This is a genomic window from Aquipuribacter nitratireducens (genome assembly GCF_037860835.1).
GTDB lineage: Bacteria > Actinomycetota > Actinomycetes > Actinomycetales > JBBAYJ01 > Aquipuribacter > Aquipuribacter nitratireducens.
Window position 1 is genome coordinate 335,544 of sequence record NZ_JBBEOG010000001.1, and the last position, 16,066, is coordinate 351,609.

At 74.4% G+C, this 16,066-nt stretch carries 17 protein-coding genes; 14 read left to right on the plus strand and 3 right to left on the minus strand.

Annotated elements, in window-relative coordinates:
* The first annotated feature begins 1 nt into the window (after position 1).
* Genes WAB14_RS01435 through WAB14_RS01465 form a run of 7 tightly spaced genes read left to right on the plus strand, consistent with a single transcriptional unit; the run spans position 2 to position 7,311 of the window.
* Positions 2-868 carry an ABC transporter permease gene (locus tag WAB14_RS01435; RefSeq protein WP_340266650.1) on the plus strand — a complete coding sequence of 289 codons (867 nt, stop codon included), beginning with the start codon at positions 2-4 and terminating at the stop codon, positions 866-868.
* The gene (locus WAB14_RS01440; protein WP_340266653.1) at positions 865-1,665 is read left to right on the plus strand and encodes an ABC transporter permease; all 801 of its coding nucleotides are present in this window, start codon (positions 865-867) and stop codon (positions 1,663-1,665) included. The genes WAB14_RS01435 and WAB14_RS01440 overlap by 4 nt, the downstream gene beginning before the upstream one ends.
* 28 nt (positions 1,666-1,693) lie before the next feature.
* The gene (locus tag WAB14_RS01445) at positions 1,694-2,446 is read left to right on the plus strand and encodes an ABC transporter ATP-binding protein (protein ID WP_340266655.1); all 753 of its coding nucleotides are present in this window, start codon (positions 1,694-1,696) and stop codon (positions 2,444-2,446) included.
* 36 nt (positions 2,447-2,482) lie between these two features.
* On the plus strand, positions 2,483-4,018 hold the full coding sequence (locus WAB14_RS01450; protein ID WP_340266657.1) for an aldehyde dehydrogenase: 1,536 nt from the start codon (positions 2,483-2,485) through the stop codon (positions 4,016-4,018).
* Entirely contained in the window at positions 4,018-4,749 is a 732-nt protein-coding gene (locus tag WAB14_RS01455; protein ID WP_340266659.1) for an enoyl-CoA hydratase/isomerase family protein, read from the plus strand. Before WAB14_RS01450 ends, WAB14_RS01455 begins: the two co-directional genes overlap by 1 nt.
* Positions 4,742-5,764 carry an amidohydrolase family protein gene (locus WAB14_RS01460; protein ID WP_340266661.1) on the plus strand — a complete coding sequence of 341 codons (1,023 nt, stop codon included), beginning with the start codon at positions 4,742-4,744 and terminating at the stop codon, positions 5,762-5,764. Before WAB14_RS01455 ends, WAB14_RS01460 begins: the two co-directional genes overlap by 8 nt.
* Positions 5,761-7,311, plus strand: coding sequence for a CoA-acylating methylmalonate-semialdehyde dehydrogenase (locus WAB14_RS01465; RefSeq protein WP_340266663.1), 1,551 nt, complete (start codon positions 5,761-5,763; stop codon positions 7,309-7,311). The genes WAB14_RS01460 and WAB14_RS01465 overlap by 4 nt, the downstream gene beginning before the upstream one ends.
* A gap of 86 nt (positions 7,312-7,397) precedes the next feature.
* Here the strand turns inward: WAB14_RS01465 and WAB14_RS01470 are convergent, their stop codons facing one another.
* Complete coding sequence (locus tag WAB14_RS01470) at positions 7,398-8,141, minus strand: GntR family transcriptional regulator (protein ID WP_340266665.1); 744 nt, start codon at positions 8,139-8,141, stop codon at positions 7,398-7,400.
* 79 nt (positions 8,142-8,220) lie between these two features.
* Between WAB14_RS01470 and WAB14_RS01475 the strand changes: the two genes are divergently transcribed.
* From WAB14_RS01475 to WAB14_RS01490, 4 genes are read left to right on the plus strand one after another with little or no spacing between them, the layout of a single operon-like run.
* Positions 8,221-8,535: a rhodanese-like domain-containing protein gene (locus WAB14_RS01475; RefSeq protein WP_340266667.1), complete on the plus strand. Its 315-nt coding sequence runs from the start codon at positions 8,221-8,223 to the stop codon at positions 8,533-8,535.
* Positions 8,532-9,902 carry an MBL fold metallo-hydrolase gene (locus WAB14_RS01480; RefSeq protein ID WP_340266669.1) on the plus strand — a complete coding sequence of 457 codons (1,371 nt, stop codon included), beginning with the start codon at positions 8,532-8,534 and terminating at the stop codon, positions 9,900-9,902. The genes WAB14_RS01475 and WAB14_RS01480 overlap by 4 nt, the downstream gene beginning before the upstream one ends.
* The gene (locus WAB14_RS01485) at positions 9,899-10,504 is read left to right on the plus strand and encodes a rhodanese-like domain-containing protein (RefSeq protein WP_340266671.1); all 606 of its coding nucleotides are present in this window, start codon (positions 9,899-9,901) and stop codon (positions 10,502-10,504) included. The genes WAB14_RS01480 and WAB14_RS01485 overlap by 4 nt, the downstream gene beginning before the upstream one ends.
* Positions 10,501-11,400, plus strand: coding sequence for a sulfite exporter TauE/SafE family protein (locus WAB14_RS01490; RefSeq protein WP_340267385.1), 900 nt, complete (start codon positions 10,501-10,503; stop codon positions 11,398-11,400). The genes WAB14_RS01485 and WAB14_RS01490 overlap by 4 nt, the downstream gene beginning before the upstream one ends.
* On the opposite strand, the gene WAB14_RS01495 is transcribed toward WAB14_RS01490, so the two are convergent.
* On the minus strand, positions 11,360-12,283 hold the full coding sequence (locus WAB14_RS01495; RefSeq protein ID WP_340266673.1) for an NAD-dependent epimerase/dehydratase family protein: 924 nt from the start codon (positions 12,281-12,283) through the stop codon (positions 11,360-11,362). The genes WAB14_RS01490 and WAB14_RS01495 overlap by 41 nt on opposite strands.
* A gap of 29 nt (positions 12,284-12,312) precedes the next feature.
* On the minus strand, positions 12,313-12,510 hold the full coding sequence (locus tag WAB14_RS01500) for a hypothetical protein (protein ID WP_340266675.1): 198 nt from the start codon (positions 12,508-12,510) through the stop codon (positions 12,313-12,315).
* A 153-nt stretch (positions 12,511-12,663) separates the two neighbouring features.
* Here WAB14_RS01500 and WAB14_RS01505 point away from each other — a divergent pair, with 153 nt between their 5' ends.
* The 3 genes from WAB14_RS01505 to WAB14_RS01515 all read left to right on the plus strand — a co-directional run bounded on the left by WAB14_RS01505 (position 12,664) and on the right by WAB14_RS01515 (position 15,949).
* Positions 12,664-13,437, plus strand: coding sequence for a response regulator transcription factor (locus WAB14_RS01505; RefSeq protein WP_340266677.1), 774 nt, complete (start codon positions 12,664-12,666; stop codon positions 13,435-13,437).
* Entirely contained in the window at positions 13,434-13,766 is a 333-nt protein-coding gene (locus WAB14_RS01510; RefSeq protein WP_340266679.1) for a hypothetical protein, read from the plus strand. The genes WAB14_RS01505 and WAB14_RS01510 overlap by 4 nt, the downstream gene beginning before the upstream one ends.
* A gap of 74 nt (positions 13,767-13,840) precedes the next feature.
* A complete protein-coding gene (locus WAB14_RS01515) occupies positions 13,841-15,949 on the plus strand; it encodes a M12 family metallopeptidase (RefSeq protein ID WP_340266681.1) in 2,109 nt (702 codons plus the stop codon).
* Positions 15,950-16,066 lie beyond the last annotated feature (117 nt).

The following is a 16,066-nucleotide window of genomic DNA, read 5'->3' on the forward strand; positions in this document are numbered from 1 at the left end:
CATGACCGTCACCTCCGACCGCCCGAGCGCGGGCGCCGCAGGCACCCGACCCCGGGGAGGCAGGTCGGCACCGCCGGCCGCGGCCCCCCGGGGCCGGGGCCCGGGCCGCGACCGGGTCCGGCGGGTCCTCCTCGCGCTCGCCGGCTACGTCGCCCTGCTGGCCGTGTGGACGTTCGTCTCGCTCGTCCTCCTCAACCCCTTCATCCTCCCGCCGCCGTGGACCGTCGCCGCCGAGATGTGGCACCTGGTCTCGACCGGCGCGGCGTTCGTCCAGTTCGGCAGCTCGATCGGCAAGATCACCGCCGGCTTCGCCCTCGGCGCGCTCCTCGGCGCGCCCGTCGGCCTCCTCATGGGCCGCAGCCGGTACTGGACGAACTTCTTCACCCAGCCGGTGCTCGTCCTCGGCAACGTGCCCGGCCTCACCTACGCGGTGTTCGCGCTCGTCCTCTTCGGCATCGGCGCCGTCGGCCCGGTCGTCGCGGTCGCGCTCGTCTCCATGCCGTACGTCGCGCTCAACGTCGCCGAGGGCGTGCGCAGCGTCGACCCGCAGCTCGTCCAGATGAGCCGGGTCTACGGCCGCAGCCGCGGCGAGGTCGTCCGGCGCGTCGTCGTCCCGACCGTCCTGCCGTTCCTCTTCGCGGCCCTGCGCTACGGCTTCGCGATGGCGTGGAAGGTCGAGGCCCTCACCGAGGTGTTCGGTGGCCGCAGCGGCATCGGGTTCCAGATCCGTGCCGAGTACCAGGAGTTCTCCGTGACCGGGGTGCTCGCGTGGACCGCGTTCTTCGTCATCTTCATGCTGCTCGTCGAGCGGGTGCTCCTCGCACGCCTCGAGCAGCGGCTGTTCGCCTGGAGGGGGACCCGCTCGTGAACGCCACCCGTCTGCGCCTGTTCCTCACCGGACCCGTCGGCGCCAGCCTCACCGCATTCGTCGCGTTCCTCCTCGGGTGGGTCGTGCTCGGCGTCGCCAGCGCGACCTTCCCCGGCCCCGGCGAGGTCGTCCGCGCCCTGTGGCTGGAGACGGTCGAGGGGCAGGTGTGGGAGAACTTCGCCGTCAGCATGCGCCGTTTCGGCATCGGCATGGCGATCTCCGTCGTCGCGGGTGCCGCGCTCGGCATCCTCATCGGCTCCTCGCAGGTGGGCCGGGACGTGCTCGGCGACATCAACCTCACGGGGCTCGCGATCCCGGCCATCATCTGGGCGCTGCTGTGCGTCATGTGGTTCGGCTTCGGCGACCTCGCGCCCATCGTCACCGTCGTGCTGTCGGCCGTGCCGTTCGTCGCGGTGAACGTCGCCGCCGGCGCCGCAGCGGTACCGCGGCCGCTCACGCAGATGTCCGACAGCTTCGGCGTCCCACGGCGGCACCACATGCGCCACGTCGTCCTGCCGGCGGTGTCGGCGTACCTGTTCACGGGCATCCGCTTCGCCGTCATGTCCGGCTGGAACGGCCTGCTGCTGTCGGAGTGGTTCGGCGCCTCCGAGGGCGTCGGCTTCCGCGCCCGCTACTGGTACGACGCGAACCGCATGCCCGGGTTCCTCGCCTGGGTCGTCCTCTTCATCGTCTTCATGCTCGTCGTCGACCGGCTCGTGCTCGAGCGCATCAGCCGCCGGGCCTTCGCCTGGCGCGACGCGACCGACGCCCAGCCCGTGTCCCGCGCCGCCGCCTGAGCGCCGCCCCCACAGAAGGAGTGCCGTCATGGCCACCGTCACCGTCGACCACCTCACCAAGACCTTCGTCTCCGCCGGCGGGGAGCAGACCGTCCTCGACGACGTCAGCTTCGAGATCGCCGACCGCTCGTTCGTGTCCCTCGTGGGGCCGTCCGGCTGCGGCAAGACGACCCTGCTCAACATCATCAGTGGCGTCGAGCACGCCACCCGTGGCTCCGTGCGCCACGTCGCCGGTGACCACGAGGCGAAGCTCGCCTACGTGTTCCAGGAGCCGCGCCTGCTGCCGTGGCGGACCATCCACGACAACCTCATGTACGTGCAGCCGCGCGGCGACGCCGACGCGCACGACCGCGTGATGGAGGCCCTCGAGCTCGTCGGGCTCGCGGACTCCGCCCGCAAGTGGCCCTCCCAGCTGTCCGGCGGGCAGCAGCAGCGGATCGGCATCGCCCGCGCCTTCAGCGTGCAACCCGACGTGCTGCTCATGGACGAGCCCTTCAGCCACCTCGACGCCATCACCGCCCGTGGCCTGCGCGAGCACCTGCAGGAGCTGTGGGGCCGCACGCGCAAGACCGTCGTCTTCGTCACCCACGACGTCGGCGAGGCCGTCGAGCTGTCCGACCGGATCATCATGCTCGCCGGCGGCCACGTCGTGGAGGACCTGCAGATCGACCTCGCCCGCCCCCGTCGCGCCTCCGACCCCGACGTCGCCGTGCTCGAGTCCACCGTCCTGCGCCGGTTCGAGGAGCTCGAGGCCGCCCGCCGCCAGCCCGCGACCGTCTGAGCCGCCCGCCGCACCAGGAGCCGAGGAGCCCGCACCATGACCACGACCGCCAGCCGACCGGACACGACGTCCGCCGCCGCGCTGCCCTACCACCGGATGCTCGTCGACGGCCGCGAGGTCGACGGCCACGGCGACGTCCTCGACATCGTCAACCCCGCCACCGGCGCGGTCTTCGCGCGCGCCGCCTGCGCCGACGCGGACGACGTCGACGTCGCCGTCCGGGCCGCCCGCGCCGCGTTCGAGCGCGGCCTGTGGCGGGACCTCCCGATCCACGAGCGCGCGCGGGTGCTCAACCGCTTCGCCGACCTGCTCGCCGACAACATGGAGGAGCTGTACCGCCTGGAGGCGGTCAACAACGGCCGCCCCATCACCGAGACGAAGGCGCAGATCACGCGCCTGCCCGAGTGGTACCGGTACAACGCCGCGCTGCTGCTCGCCGACCGCGGCGCGGTGGTGCCGATGAGCGGGGAGTACCACTCCTACACGTCGCGTTTCCCGATCGGGGTGGTCGGCATCCTGTCGAGCTTCAACCACCCGCTCATGATCGCCTCGAAGAGCCTCGCGCCCGCTCTCGCGACGGGCAACAGCGTGGTCCTCAAGCCGTCGGAGCAGACGCCGCTGACGGCGCTGCTCGTCGGCAGGCTCGCCCTCGACGCGGGCATCCCCGCCGGCGTGCTCAACGTCGTGCCGGCGCTCGGCCCGGTCGGCGGTGCCGCCCTCGTGGAGCACCCCCTCGTCGCCAAGGCCGTCTTCACCGGCGGCACGGAGCCGGGCCGTGCCGTGGCCGTCGCCACCGCGCGCCGCTTCGCGAAGTCGACGGTCGAGCTCGGCGGCAAGAGCCCGGTGCTCGTCTTCGACGACATGGACGTCGACGTCGCCGCCCGCGGCACCGCCTTCGGCGGGTTCATCGGCGCCGGCCAGACGTGCATCGCCGGGACGCGCCTGCTCGTGCAGCGCACGATCCACGACGCGTTCGTCGAGCGCCTCGTCGACCAGGCGGAGCGCATCGTCGTCGGCGACCCGCGGGAGGCGAGCACCCAGCTGGGCCCCGTGATCTCCGAGCGGGCCCGCACGCGCATCCTCGACTACGTCGCGACCGGTGTCGCCGAGGGCGCCACGGTGGCGACCGGTGGGCACGCGGTCGACGTGCCGGGTCTGCCCGGCGGCTTCTTCGTCGCCCCCACCGTGCTCACGGGCGTGCGGAACTCCATGCGGGTCGCGCAGGAGGAGATCTTCGGGCCGGTCCTCGTCGTCATCCCGTTCGACGACGAGGACGAGGCGGTCGCCATCGCGAACGACTCGCCGTTCGGGCTCGGCTCGGGCATCTGGACCCGCGACGTCGCGCGGGCGCACCGGGTCGCCTCCCGGCTCGAGCACGGCATCGTGTGGGTGAACGACCACCACCGCCTCGACCCCTCGAGCCCGTGGGGCGGGGTCAAGGACTCCGGCCACGGCCGCGAGGGCGGGTGGGAGTCCTTCCACGACTTCACGCACGTCCGGGCGGTCACCGTCCGGACGGCTGCCGACGACGTCGACTGGTACGCGGGACGCGCGACGGGACGGCTGAACTGATGACCGTGACCGAGGCCCGCGACCTCGGCCTGTCCGGCGACGGGCTCGAGGTCGCACTCGACGGGGCAGTGCTCACCGTCGTGCTCGACCTGCCCGACGGGCTGCTGCCGCTCGCGGCCGCCGACCGCCTCGCCAGGCTCCTGCGGGAGCCCCCCGAGGGGGCGCACGTGCTCGTGCTGCGCTCGGCCGGCTCGGCGTTCTGCCTCGGCCGCGAGCGGACCGCGGCCACCGCGCACGAGCTCCCCGGCGAGGTCGACAGCCTCGTCGCCGTCAACGACGCCCTCAGCCGCAGCCGGCTCGTGAGCGTCGCCGTCGTCGCCGGGGACGCCGCCGGCTTCGGTGTGGGGCTTGCGGCGCTGTGCGACGTCGCCGTCGCGTCCGACGAGGTCCGGCTGTGGTTCCCCGAGGTCGGGATCGGCCTCGCGCCGACGCTGGTGCTCGCGTGGCTCGCGCGGGTCGTGGGGCGGCGTCAGGCGTTCTGGCTGACAGCCACCGGCGAGGCGCTCGACGCCCGGCGCGGGGTCGAGCTCGACCTGCTCAACGAGGCCGTGCCGGCGGAGCGGCTCGAGGACGTCGTGGCGGCACGTGTCGCCGCACTTCTGGCACGGCCGCCGCGGGTGCACGCGGAGATCCGGGACATGTTGCGGGTGGCGGCCTCCCTCACCGAGCAGCAGGCGCACGAGCTCGCGCGGGACCGCCTCGTCGTCGGCTCCCTCCGCCGCGGTGCCTGAGCGGCTGCCCCCGGGCCGGCCGCCCGTCGTCGACACCCACGCCCACCTCCTGCCGAGGGAGGTGTGGCACGTGCCGGGCGTGGCGGGCGGGGTCCGCGACGTCGACGGGTGGGCGCACCTCGGTGACTTCCCCATGGCCGTCGAGGTCACGGCGCTCGCCGACGTCGAGGTGCTGCTCGCGGACATGGACCGGCAGGGCATCGACGTCCGGGTCGTCTCGCCCCCGCCGTACGCCTTCCAGCTCGGAGCGCCCGAGGCGGGGGCCGGGCAGTGGTGCGCAGAGGTCACAGCCGCGCTCGTCCGGGCGTGCCGCGCAGCCCCGCACCGGCTCGTGCCCTTCGGGACCGTGCCCGTCGTCGACGAGGCTGCCGCCGTGTCCGGAGTGCGGTCAGCGGTCGCCGCCGGCGCGCGCGGCATCGCCCTGCCACCGCTCGTCGGTGACGTGCCCGTCGGTGAGGGTGCCGGTCGCGCGGCCCTGCTCGCCGCCGCGGCCGCGGCCGTGCCCGTCCTCCTCCACCCGGTGCAGGCGCCCGGGCCCGGCCTCGGTCGGCACTACCTCCGCAACCTCCTCGGCAACCCGGTGGAGACCGCCGTCGGCGTGGCGTCGCTGCTGTTCGAGGAACTCACCGGCACGCCGGGCCTGCGGGTGCTCGCCGTCCACGGCGGCGGCTGCGTGCCCGCCGTCGTAGGGCGATGGGACCACGGGTGGCGCGTGCGCCCCGAGACCGGGCCGGCCCTCGCCGACGCGCCCTCCCGGCTCCTGCGCGCCCACGAGGTGTACGCGGACCTGCTGACCCACGACCCCGCGACCGCCGCTGCGACGACCCGGGCCTTCGGCGCCGCCCACGTCGTCCTCGGCAGCGACTACCCCTTCGACATGGGCTGCGTCGACCCCGTCGGTGCCGCCCGCACCGCAGGTGCCGACCTCGCCGCGACCTCGACGAACGCCCTGCGCTGGCTCCACGGCAGCGCACCCGCCCCCCGACCCCACACGCCCCAGGAGGCTCTCGCATGACCAGCTCCCTCACCGACACCCGTCCCGGCTCGACATCCGACGGTGCCCCCGGGCAGGTCCGCAGCATCGGCCACTGGCTCTCCGGCGCCGAGGTCCGGGGCCGATCCGGTCGGACGCACCCGGTGACGGACCCCGCCACCGGCGAGGTGACGGGGCACGTCGACCTCGCCGACCCCGACGAGGTCGACGACGTCGTGAACGCCGCGGCGGCCGCAGGGGCCGCGTGGGGGCGGCTCTCGCTCGGGCGACGCACCAAGGTCCTGTTCCGCTTCCGCGAGCTGCTCGAGTCGCGCGCGGAGGAGGTGGCCGCCGTCATCACCGCCGAGCACGGCAAGGTGCTGTCCGACGCGCTCGGCGAGGTGAGCCGCGGCCTCGAGGTCGTCGAGTTCGCGTGCGGGCTGCCCCACCTCCTCAAGGGTGAGGCGAACGAGAACGTCTCCACGCGTGTCGACATCCGCTCGCTGCGGCAGCCGCTCGGTGTCGTCGCCGTCATCACCCCGTTCAACTTCCCCGCCATGGTCCCGCTGTGGTTCGTGCCCGTCGCCCTCGCCGCGGGCAACGCCGTGATCCTCAAGCCGAGCGAACGGGACCCGAGCGCGTCCCTGCTCCTGGCCCGGATGTGGGAGGAGGCCGGGCTGCCGGCCGGCGTCCTCAGCGTGCTCAACGGCGACGTCACGACCGTCAACGCGCTGCTCGACCACCCCGGCGTCGCGGCGGCCTCCTTCGTCGGCTCCACGCCGGTCGCCAAGGCCGTCTACGAGCGCGGGACTGCGGCGGGCAAGCGGGTGCAGGCGCTCGGCGGGGCGAAGAACCACATGGTCGTGCTCCCGGACGCCGACCTCGACCTCGCCGCGGACGCCGCGGTCAACGCCGGCTTCGGGTCGGCGGGGGAGCGGTGCATGGCGATCTCCGCCGTCGTCGCGGTCGGCGGCGTCGCGGACGCGCTGGTCGACAAGATCGCCGAGCGCGCGCGGGGGCTGCGCACGGGCGACGGGCGGCGCGGCTGCGACATGGGTCCGCTCGTCACGGCCCAGCACCGCGACCGGGTGCGCGGCTACGTCGACGCCGGCGAGGCGGCGGGGGCGCGGCTCGTCGTCGACGGGCGCGACCCCGAGGTCGACGGCGCACGCGACGGCTTCTGGCTCGGCCCGACGCTCTTCGACCACGTCACACCGGACATGACGATCTACACGGACGAGATCTTCGGCCCGGTCCTGTCCGTGGTGCGGGTGGAGTCCTTCGACGACGCCCTCGCCCTCGTCAACGCCAACCCCTACGGCAACGGCACCGCGATCTTCACCAACGACGGCGGGGCGTCGCGGCGGTACAGCGAGGAGGTCGAGGTCGGCATGGTCGGCGTCAACGTGCCCATCCCGATCCCCATGGCGTACTACTCCTTCGGCGGGTGGAAGGCGTCGCTGTTCGGCGACAGCCACGCCCACGGCCTCGACGGGTTCCGGTTCTACACGCGGACCAAGGTCGTGACGACCCGCTGGCTCGACCCCAGCCACGCCGGGCTCGACCTGGGGTTCCCGACGACCAGCTGAGCTGTCGTGCGATCTCGAAAGGGGGATCTGTCCCGCCGGGTACGGCGTGTCGCGGGACGGATCCCCCTTTCAGCGTCGAGCGGCGCTCAGCGGGCGAGCTGGTAGCCGTCCCGGGCGGAGAACTCGGCCCCGAGGACGAACCGGTCCCCGCGCACGAGGGTGCGGCGCACCTCGAAGGGGCGGCCGTCGACGAGCCCGACCCGCTCGACCTCGACGACGGCCGAGGGGTCGGGCAGGTCGAGCGCCTCGCGTGTCGCGGCGTCGGCGAGACCGGCGCTGATCTGCTCGGACCCGCCGGAGATCGTGATGCCGCACCGCGTGCGCAGCTCGTCGTAGAGCGCCGTGTGCGTGAAGTCCACCTCGAGCAGCGCGCGGGTGCGGGCGGCGGGGACCCAGGCGTCGTCGACGGCGAGCGGGTCCCCGTCGGCGAGGCGGACGCGGGCGAGGTGGAGCAGCTCCAGGCGCGGACTGCGACCGAGCCGTGCCGCGACCTCGGGGTCGGTGACGACCTCGAGCGCCCGCACGACGCTCGTCTGTCGCCGCCCGCTGCTCTCGACCGAGCGGAAGAGGCTGTAGAGCGCGCCGAGCGGCTGGTGGAGGACCCCGTCCTCGGCCACGCGCGGCGAGCGCCCGCGCGCCGCGCTCACGAGCCCCTCGCCGCGCAGCTCGCGCAGCGCCTCGCGCACCGTGTGACGGCTCACGTCGTACTCGGCGGCGAGCGCGAGCTCGCCGGGGAAGCCGTCGCTGAACTCCCCGGCGGTGATGCGACGGCGCACGTCGTCCTGCAGTCGTCGCCACAGCGGTCCCGCTCCTGGCCCCAGCGCTCCCACGCCCCTCACCCTACGACTGGACATCGCGCCACAATGTACGTACATTTGCGTCGTGCCTTTGTTCCGTTGGAGGAGACCGATGACACCCCAGACCGACATCCCCGACCTCGCCCGCGCCCGTCGCGACGGCGCCGTCGTCGTCGACGTCCGCGAGCCGTCGGAGTACGTCGCCGGCCACGTGCCCGGCGCGCTCAACGTCCCGCTGTCCACCGTCGCGAGCCGCGCCGGCGGGCTGCCCGACGGCCGCCTCTACGTCGTGTGCGCGAGCGGCGGCCGGAGCAAGGCCGCCACGGACGTGCTGCGACGGGCCGGGCGTGACGCCGTGTCCGTCGCCGGCGGCACCCAGGGCTGGGTCGCCGCCGGCAACCCCGTCACCGCAGGGAGCCAGCCGTGATCGACGTCGTCACCATCGAGACCCCGAGCCTCGGCGACCGCAGCTACGTCGTCACCGACGGCACCGTCGCGGTCGCCGTCGACCCGCAGCGCGACCACGACCGCGTCCTCGACGTGCTGCAGGCGCGCGGGCTCCGCCTCACGCACGTCCTCGAGACGCACATCCACAACGACTACGTGACCGGCGGGTACGCCCTCGCGCAGGCGACGGGGGCGCAGTACTGCGTCAACGGCGAGGACGAGGTGTCGTACGAGCGCACGCCCGTGCGCGACGGGGACGAGTGGACGACGGGCGCGCTCCGCGTCCGCGCGCTCGCCACGCCCGGGCACACCTTCACGCACCTGTCCTACGCCGTGGACGCGCCGGGTGACGACGACGGACCTGTCGTCTTCACCGGGGGCTCGCTCCTCCACGGCTCGACGGGCCGGCCCGACCTGCTCGGACCGGACCACACGCAGGCCCTCGCCCGTCACCAGCACGCCTCCGCCCGTCGTCTCGTCGACGAGCTGCCCGACGCCACCGAGATCTACCCGACGCACGGCTTCGGCAGCTTCTGCGCCGCCACCCCCACCTCGGGCGACGCCTCGACGATCGGCAGCCAGCGCGACAGCAACCCCGCGCTGCAGCAGGACGTCGAGGAGTGGGTGGAGCAGACGCTCGCCTCGCTCACCGCCTACCCCGCCTACTACGTCCACATGGCGCCGGCCAACAGCGCCGGCCCCGGGGCCCCCGACCTGTCGCCGGCGGCCCCGGCCGACCCGGCGGAGCTGCGCCGTCGCATCGACGCGGGGGAGTGGGTCGTCGACCTGCGCCGCCGCACCGAGTTCGCGGCGGGCCACCTCCGCGGCGCCTTCAACTTCGGCAACGACGGCTCGTTCATCACGTACCTCGGGTGGCTCGTGCCGTGGGGCACCGCCCTCACGCTGCTCGCCGACAGCCCCCAGGACCTCGAGGCCGCGCAGCGCGACCTCGTCCGGATCGGTATCGAACGGCCCGCCGCGGCCGCCTCGGGTCGGGTCGAGGACTGGGCGGGCGACGAGCTGCTCGCCACCTACCCGAGGAGGACCTTCGCCGACCTGGCCGGGCTGCGGTCCGCCGGCGACGACCCGCACGTGCTCGACGTCCGCCGCGACGACGAGCGCCGCGCGGGCCACGTCGCGGACTCGCAGCACGTGCCGCTCCACGAGCTCCTCGAGCGGGTCGACGAGGTGCCCCGAGGCCAGGCGGTCTGGGTGCACTGCGCCGCCGGCTACCGCTCCTCCATCGCCGCCGCCGTGCTCGACCGTGCCGGCGTCGACGTCGTCCTCGTCGACGACTCCTTCGACAACGCCGGGACCGCCGGCCTCACCATCGAGAGGACCGCATGACCGCCACCGCCGAGCCCCGCCGCCTCGACGTCACCGCCCTCCGGGAGGGCGTGAACGCCGGGACGGTCCGGGTCCTCGACGTCCGCACCCCTGCGGAGTTCGAGACGGCCCACGTGCCCGGGTCGTACAACGTCCCGCTCGACACGCTGCGCGAGCACCGCGAGGAGCTGCGCAACCACCTCGACGAGGACGTCGTCCTCGTCTGCCGCTCCGGCGTCCGGGCGACGCAGGCCGAGCAGGCGCTCGCCGGCGTCGGCCTGCCGAACCTCCGCGTCCTCGACGGCGGGATCGTCGCCTGGGAGAAGGCGGGCGGCGAGCTGCGGCGCGGCCGCCAGAGGTGGGAGCTCGAACGGCAGGTCCGCCTCGTCGCGGGCTCGATCGTCCTCACGTCGGTCGTCGCGTCCGCGGTCGTGCCGGGCGCCCAGGTCGTCGCCGGTGCCATCGGTGCCGGCCTCGCCTTCGCCGCGCTGTCGAACAGCTGCCTCATGGGCCGCGCCCTCATGGCCCTGCCGTACAACCGCGACACCTCGTACGACCTCGAACGGGAGATCGCGCGGCTCGCCGGCGACGGTCCGGGCCGCGCCGCACGGCGGGCGGGCTGAGCGTGCTCTGGCTCGTCCTCGTCCTCGCCCTCGCCGTCGGGCTCAGTCTCGGGCTGCTCGGCGGCGGCGGCAGCATCCTCGCGGTGCCGCTGCTCGTGTACGTCGCGGGTCTCGACGCGAAGGAGGCCATCGCGACCTCCCTGCTCGTCGTCGGCACGACGAGCCTCGCGGCGCTCGTGCCGCACGCCCGCGCCGGGCGCGTCCGGTGGCGCACGGGACTGCTCTTCGGAGCGGCGGCCATGGCGGGCGCGTACGCGGGCGGCCGCCTCGCCGCGTTCGTGCCCGGACCGGTGCTCCTCCTGCTCTTCGCCGCGATGATGCTCGCGACCGCCGTCGCGATGATCCGCGGGCGCCGCGCGGTCAGCGCGACCGAGCACGGGCTGCGGGTCGGCGTCGTCCTCCTCGAGGGCGCCGTCGTCGGGCTGGTCACCGGGATGGTGGGGGCAGGAGGCGGGTTCCTGGTGGTGCCGGCGCTCGTGCTCCTCGGCGGGCTGCCGATGAGCGCGGCGGTCGGCACGTCGCTGCTCGTGATCGCGCTCAAGTCGTTCGCGGGCCTCGCGGGCTACCTCGCGAGCGTCGACGTCGACTGGCCGCTCGCCCTCGCCGTCACCGGCGCGGCCGTCGTCGGCTCGCTCGTCGGCGGGTCGCTCACCGGGCGGATCCCGGCCGACACCCTGCGCCGGGCGTTCGGCTGGTTCGTCGTCGTCATGGGCGGGTTCGTGCTCGCCCAGGAGCTCGGGGACGTGCTGGGCTTGTCCCTGGTTCCCGCCGTCCTGGTGTCGCTCGGCGTCGTCGCCGTCGCGGCGGTCGCCGCGCTGGCCCCGCGTCGATCGGACCGTCCCCGCCGGGACGACGTCAGTACCGGAGGCCGGCCACGTCGCGCCGCAGCTCGCTGAGCGCAACTGCACGGTCGACGCGCGGAGCCCAGCCCCAGCGCGCGGCGCGGTCGGGGCGGATGCGTCCCGTCCAGACCGGCTCGTCGGTCCACTCCGGCTCGACGCCGAGCGCGTCGCACACCGTGCCGTGGTAGTCCCGCCAGGTCGCCGGCTCGCCGGCGACGAGCACCGGTGTGGTGCCGCCTGCCACCGGCCCCTGCTCCGGGTCACCGGAAGGTCGGACCGCCCCGACCGCGAGGTCGGCGAGGAGCGCCGCGAGGTCGTCGACGTGGACCCACGCGAACGACTTCGCCGGGTTCGCGCCCCGGTCGCCGTCGCGGACCTGCTGCGGCCGCAGCGTGTTCCACACCGACGTCGGCCCGGGGCCGAGGATGGCGGGCGGCCGCACGAGGACCGTCGTGAGCCCGTCGACCCCGGCGAGCGCCGCGTCGGTGTCGCGCTTCGTCACGGCGTAGTCGCCGTCGTCGTCCCCGACGAGGGGACTGTCCTCGACGACGTCGCCGGCGGCGGGGGAGCGGTCGTACACGCCGGCCGTCGACACGTGGACGAGCCGCGCGACGCCCGCGTCGCGTGCCGCCCGCGCGAACGCCGTCGTGCCGTCGACGCCGACGCGCTCCTGCGTCCGCCGGTCCGAACCCATGGGGTGCACCGTCGTGACGGCGGCGTCGGCGCCCTCGACGACCGACGCGGCGAGGGACGGGTCCGCGAAGTCGCCGACGTGCTCGGTGACGTGCGGCCCGGACGGTGCCGTCCCCGGCCGCCGGACGAGGGCCCGCACGTGTGCGCCGCGTCCCTCCAGCGCGGCGCACACGCGGGCCCCCACGAGGCCGTTGGCGCCGGTGACGACCACGACGGGAGGGCGGGGTGTCGCGTCCTCGGTCATGGCCGCCACCCTGCCAGCGGCGGGCCGGCCTAGCAGGCGGAGACGGGCAGCGCTGGGCAGACGGCGACGGGGCCGCCCTCGGACGTCGCGGGCGCGGTGCCGGAGCTGCTGCCGGGCGTCAGCAGCATGACGACGCCGAGCACGAGCAGGGTGGCGACGAGCACCACGGCGGTGACGAGCACCGCGGTCCGGGCGGGAGCGCTGTGGTGGGTGGCGACGGTGGTCATGACGGCTCCTCTCGGGTCGCCGGCCCCCGGTGATACCGGTGCCCCGAGCCTCGACCCGCCCTCGCCCGTCCGGTAGTCGTCATCGTGCGTATTCCGTCCCGGTCACCCGACTCCTACGGTGGTGACGCACCAGTCCCTCCCAGGAGGTCGCCCATGACGGGTCACCTGCGCGATCACGACGCCGACCGCATGCTGCAGCTGCTCGGGGACGTCGCCGACGACCCCGACCCGGGACCCGCGGCCCCGTGGACGCTGCTCACCGGCCTCCAGCGGCTGGACCCGTGCGACCTCGAGGTCTCCTACCAGCACCACGACTACGCACGGCAGCGCACGGAGCTCATCCAGGCCGTCGACCTCGATCACGGCAGGGAGGCCGTGGGCGACGCGGTCGGGGTCGAGCACGTCGAGGACGAGTGGTGGCTGGGCTGGTGGACGAGCGCCTGCTCTTGGCCGCAGCGCTCCGGCGACCTCCGCAGCGTCGTCCACACGTACGACGTCCACCCGCTGGAGCGCGACCGCCTCGCGGCCACGTCGGCCGACGACGAGCTCCGCGACTGCATGATCGTGTCGCTTCCCGCGGAGCCGGGGCACGCGCGCCGGATCTGCTTCATGCGGCAGGAGGGCGCAGCGTCCGACGAGCGCGACCGGGAGGTCCTCACCCGGCTCCGGCCCCACGTGGTGGAGATCGTGCAGGACGCGGAGCGGCGCAGGACGGGGGTGCCGCGCCTCACGCCGCGGGAGCGGGAGGTGCTCGTGCTCGTCGCGTGCGGGCTCTCGTACCCCGAGGTCGCGGCGCGGCTCGTCGTGTCGACCGCGACCGTCCGCACACACATGGAGCACGTGCGGGAACGGCTCGGCGTCTCGAGCGCCGCGGCGGCGGTCGCCGTCGCCAAGCCGCACGCGCCCGCCCAGCACAGCGTGCCGTGAGGGTCCGCGTCGAGGTCGTCCTCGCGCCGGGCGTCGCGTCCGTCGTCGCGGCGGAGCTCCGGGTCGACGTCCTCGACGTCACCGAGCACGACGCCCCCGCGCGCCGGGTGTCGCGGGCGACGCTGGCGGAGGCGGCACTGGGGAACGAACCCGTCACCCTCGACGTCGAGGTCGCGCTCGACCCGTCCCGCGACCACGTCGTCCGGGCGGTCGCCGACCTCGCGGGGACCGGCGGCACGGACCCCGGCGACCTCACGACGACGACGCGGGTCGCCGTCTCCGCCGACCACCCGCGCGCACGGCTCGTCCTGCACCGTGCCACCGGCTGAGAACGAACCGGACGTATCACCCCCGTTCGCCGCGGCCTCCTGCTGACGCCCGAGTTCCTGCCAGGAGGCTCCTCATGACCGAGAACGACAACACCACCCCCGACCCCACCGTCCACGTCGCCGACGAGTCCGGCGCGTCGTCGCAGGTCGAGACCGGCTACCTGTCCGGTCCCGGCTTCACCGACGTCCCCGTCCGCTACTCCGTCCACGACGGCCACGCGTTCTACCAGGGCTGCATCGACATGGGCCCCGTCGACGAGGTCCGCGCCCACACCGAGGACGTCCGCGCCCAGGTCGCCCAGCGCATGGACCTGCCGCTCGGCGGTCCCGACCCCACCGGCACCGACCCCGAGGGCGCGTCGCTCGACGGCATCGAGCTGGAGGCGAGGGGGATCGGCCGCCCGCCGAGCTCCTCCGACCTCTGGACGAACGGCGTCGTGCCCTTCGTCGTCGACGGCGGGCTGCCGAACCAGCAGCGGATCACCGACGCCGTCGCGCACCTGCGCGACAACACCCCCATCCGCTTCGTCCCCCGCACGACGCAGAACGACTACGTCCGCTTCGTCCGGAACCCGAACGTCGGGTGGAGCTCCTCGCCGATCGGCCGCCGCGGCGGCGAGCAGATCATCCGGATCTCCGACGGCGCCAGCATGGGCACCGTCGTCCACGAGTGCTTCCACACCCTCGGAGTGCTCCACGAGCAGAGCCGGTGCGACCGCGACGCCCACGTCACGATCAACTTCGCCAACATCGACGACGACTTCGAGAGCAACTTCGACCGGTTCTGCGCCGGGTTCCAGGACTACTTCGACTACGACTACGACTCGATCATGCACTACGGCCCGACGGCGTTCTCCACCAACGGCCAGCCGACGATCGTGCCGAAGAAGAGGGGCGTGACGATCGGCCAGCGCGCCGGTCTCAGCGTCGGCGACCGGCTCACCATCGCCGAGATGTACTCCCGCTTCACCGGCAAGGGCCACACCGGCGTGTGGCGGCAGGGCAGCGGCGCGTACGGGCTGTGGGTCAACGCGACGTGGGAGTCGTTCGTCCAGAAGTGGCAGCAGTGGGCCGGGCTCGGTCTGCGGCTCGTCGACATCGACGTCCGGAAGGCCGGCTCGAGCACCCGCTACTCCGGGGTGTGGCGCGCCGGCACGGGTGGCTACGCGCTGTGGGCGAACGCCACGTGGGAGTCGTTCGTCCAGAAGTGGCAGCAGTGGGGCACCCAGGGCCTGCGGCTCGTCGACATGAGCAGCCACGGCAGCGGCGCGAACGCCCGCTACTCCGGGGTGTGGCTGCCCGGCACCGGCGGCTACGCCCTGTGGGCCAACGCCTCCTGGGACTCCTTCGTCCAGAAGTGGCAGCAGTGGGGTGCCCAGGGCCTGCGGCTCGTCGACGTCAACGTCCAGCGGCACGGCGGCGACACCCGCTACTCCGGGGTGTGGCTGCCCGGCACCGGCGGGTACGCGCTGTGGGCGAACGCGTCGTGGGCGTCGTTCGTCGCCAAGTGGCAGCAGTGGGCCGGCCAGGGCCTGCGGCTCGTCGACATCAACGTCCACCGCAGCGGCTCCGACACCCGCTACTCCGGGGTGTGGCTGCCGGGCACCGACGGCTACTACCTGTGGGCCAACGCACCGTGGGAGGCCTTCCGCGCACGGTGGGAGGACAACGCGAGCAAGGGCCTGCGTCTCGTCGACTACGAGCTCACAATCAGCCAGGACGCCGCCGACCTCGACAGTGCCGGTCTCCCGGTCACGGCCGAGGTGCTCGAGGACGGGTTCGGCGGCGTGTTCGCCGAGGACGGCAGCCCGATGGTGGAGGAGGCCGCCGAGACCACCGACAGTCGCCTCGCCCCGCAGGCTGAGGACGCCGGCGACGGCATGGGCGGTCTCGTGCTCGCCGGCGCGGACCCCTCGCAGGAGCCCACGGCGGCGTCCGCCGACAGCGGCGACGGCATGGGCGGTCTCGTGAGCGGTGACGAGGCCCCCGCGACCAGCGGCGCCTCCGCGGCCGACGGCGGCGACCAGGCGGAGGACGGCATGGGCGGGCTCGTCGCCGGGTCCTCCGGGTCCGCCGAGGTCGACCTCACGGTGTCGACCGACGGCGCGGCCACCGAGACGACCGACGACGGCCGTGGTGGTCTCGTCGGCCAGCGCTCGCGCACCACGGCGGGCGCCCGCTGACCCCGGCACCCTCCCCGCGCACGACCACGCGCCCCGTCGCCCACCCGGCGGCGGGGCGCGGTCGCGTGTCCCGGGACGTGTCCGATCACCTGTCAGCACGTATCAGCGCGACCGGTG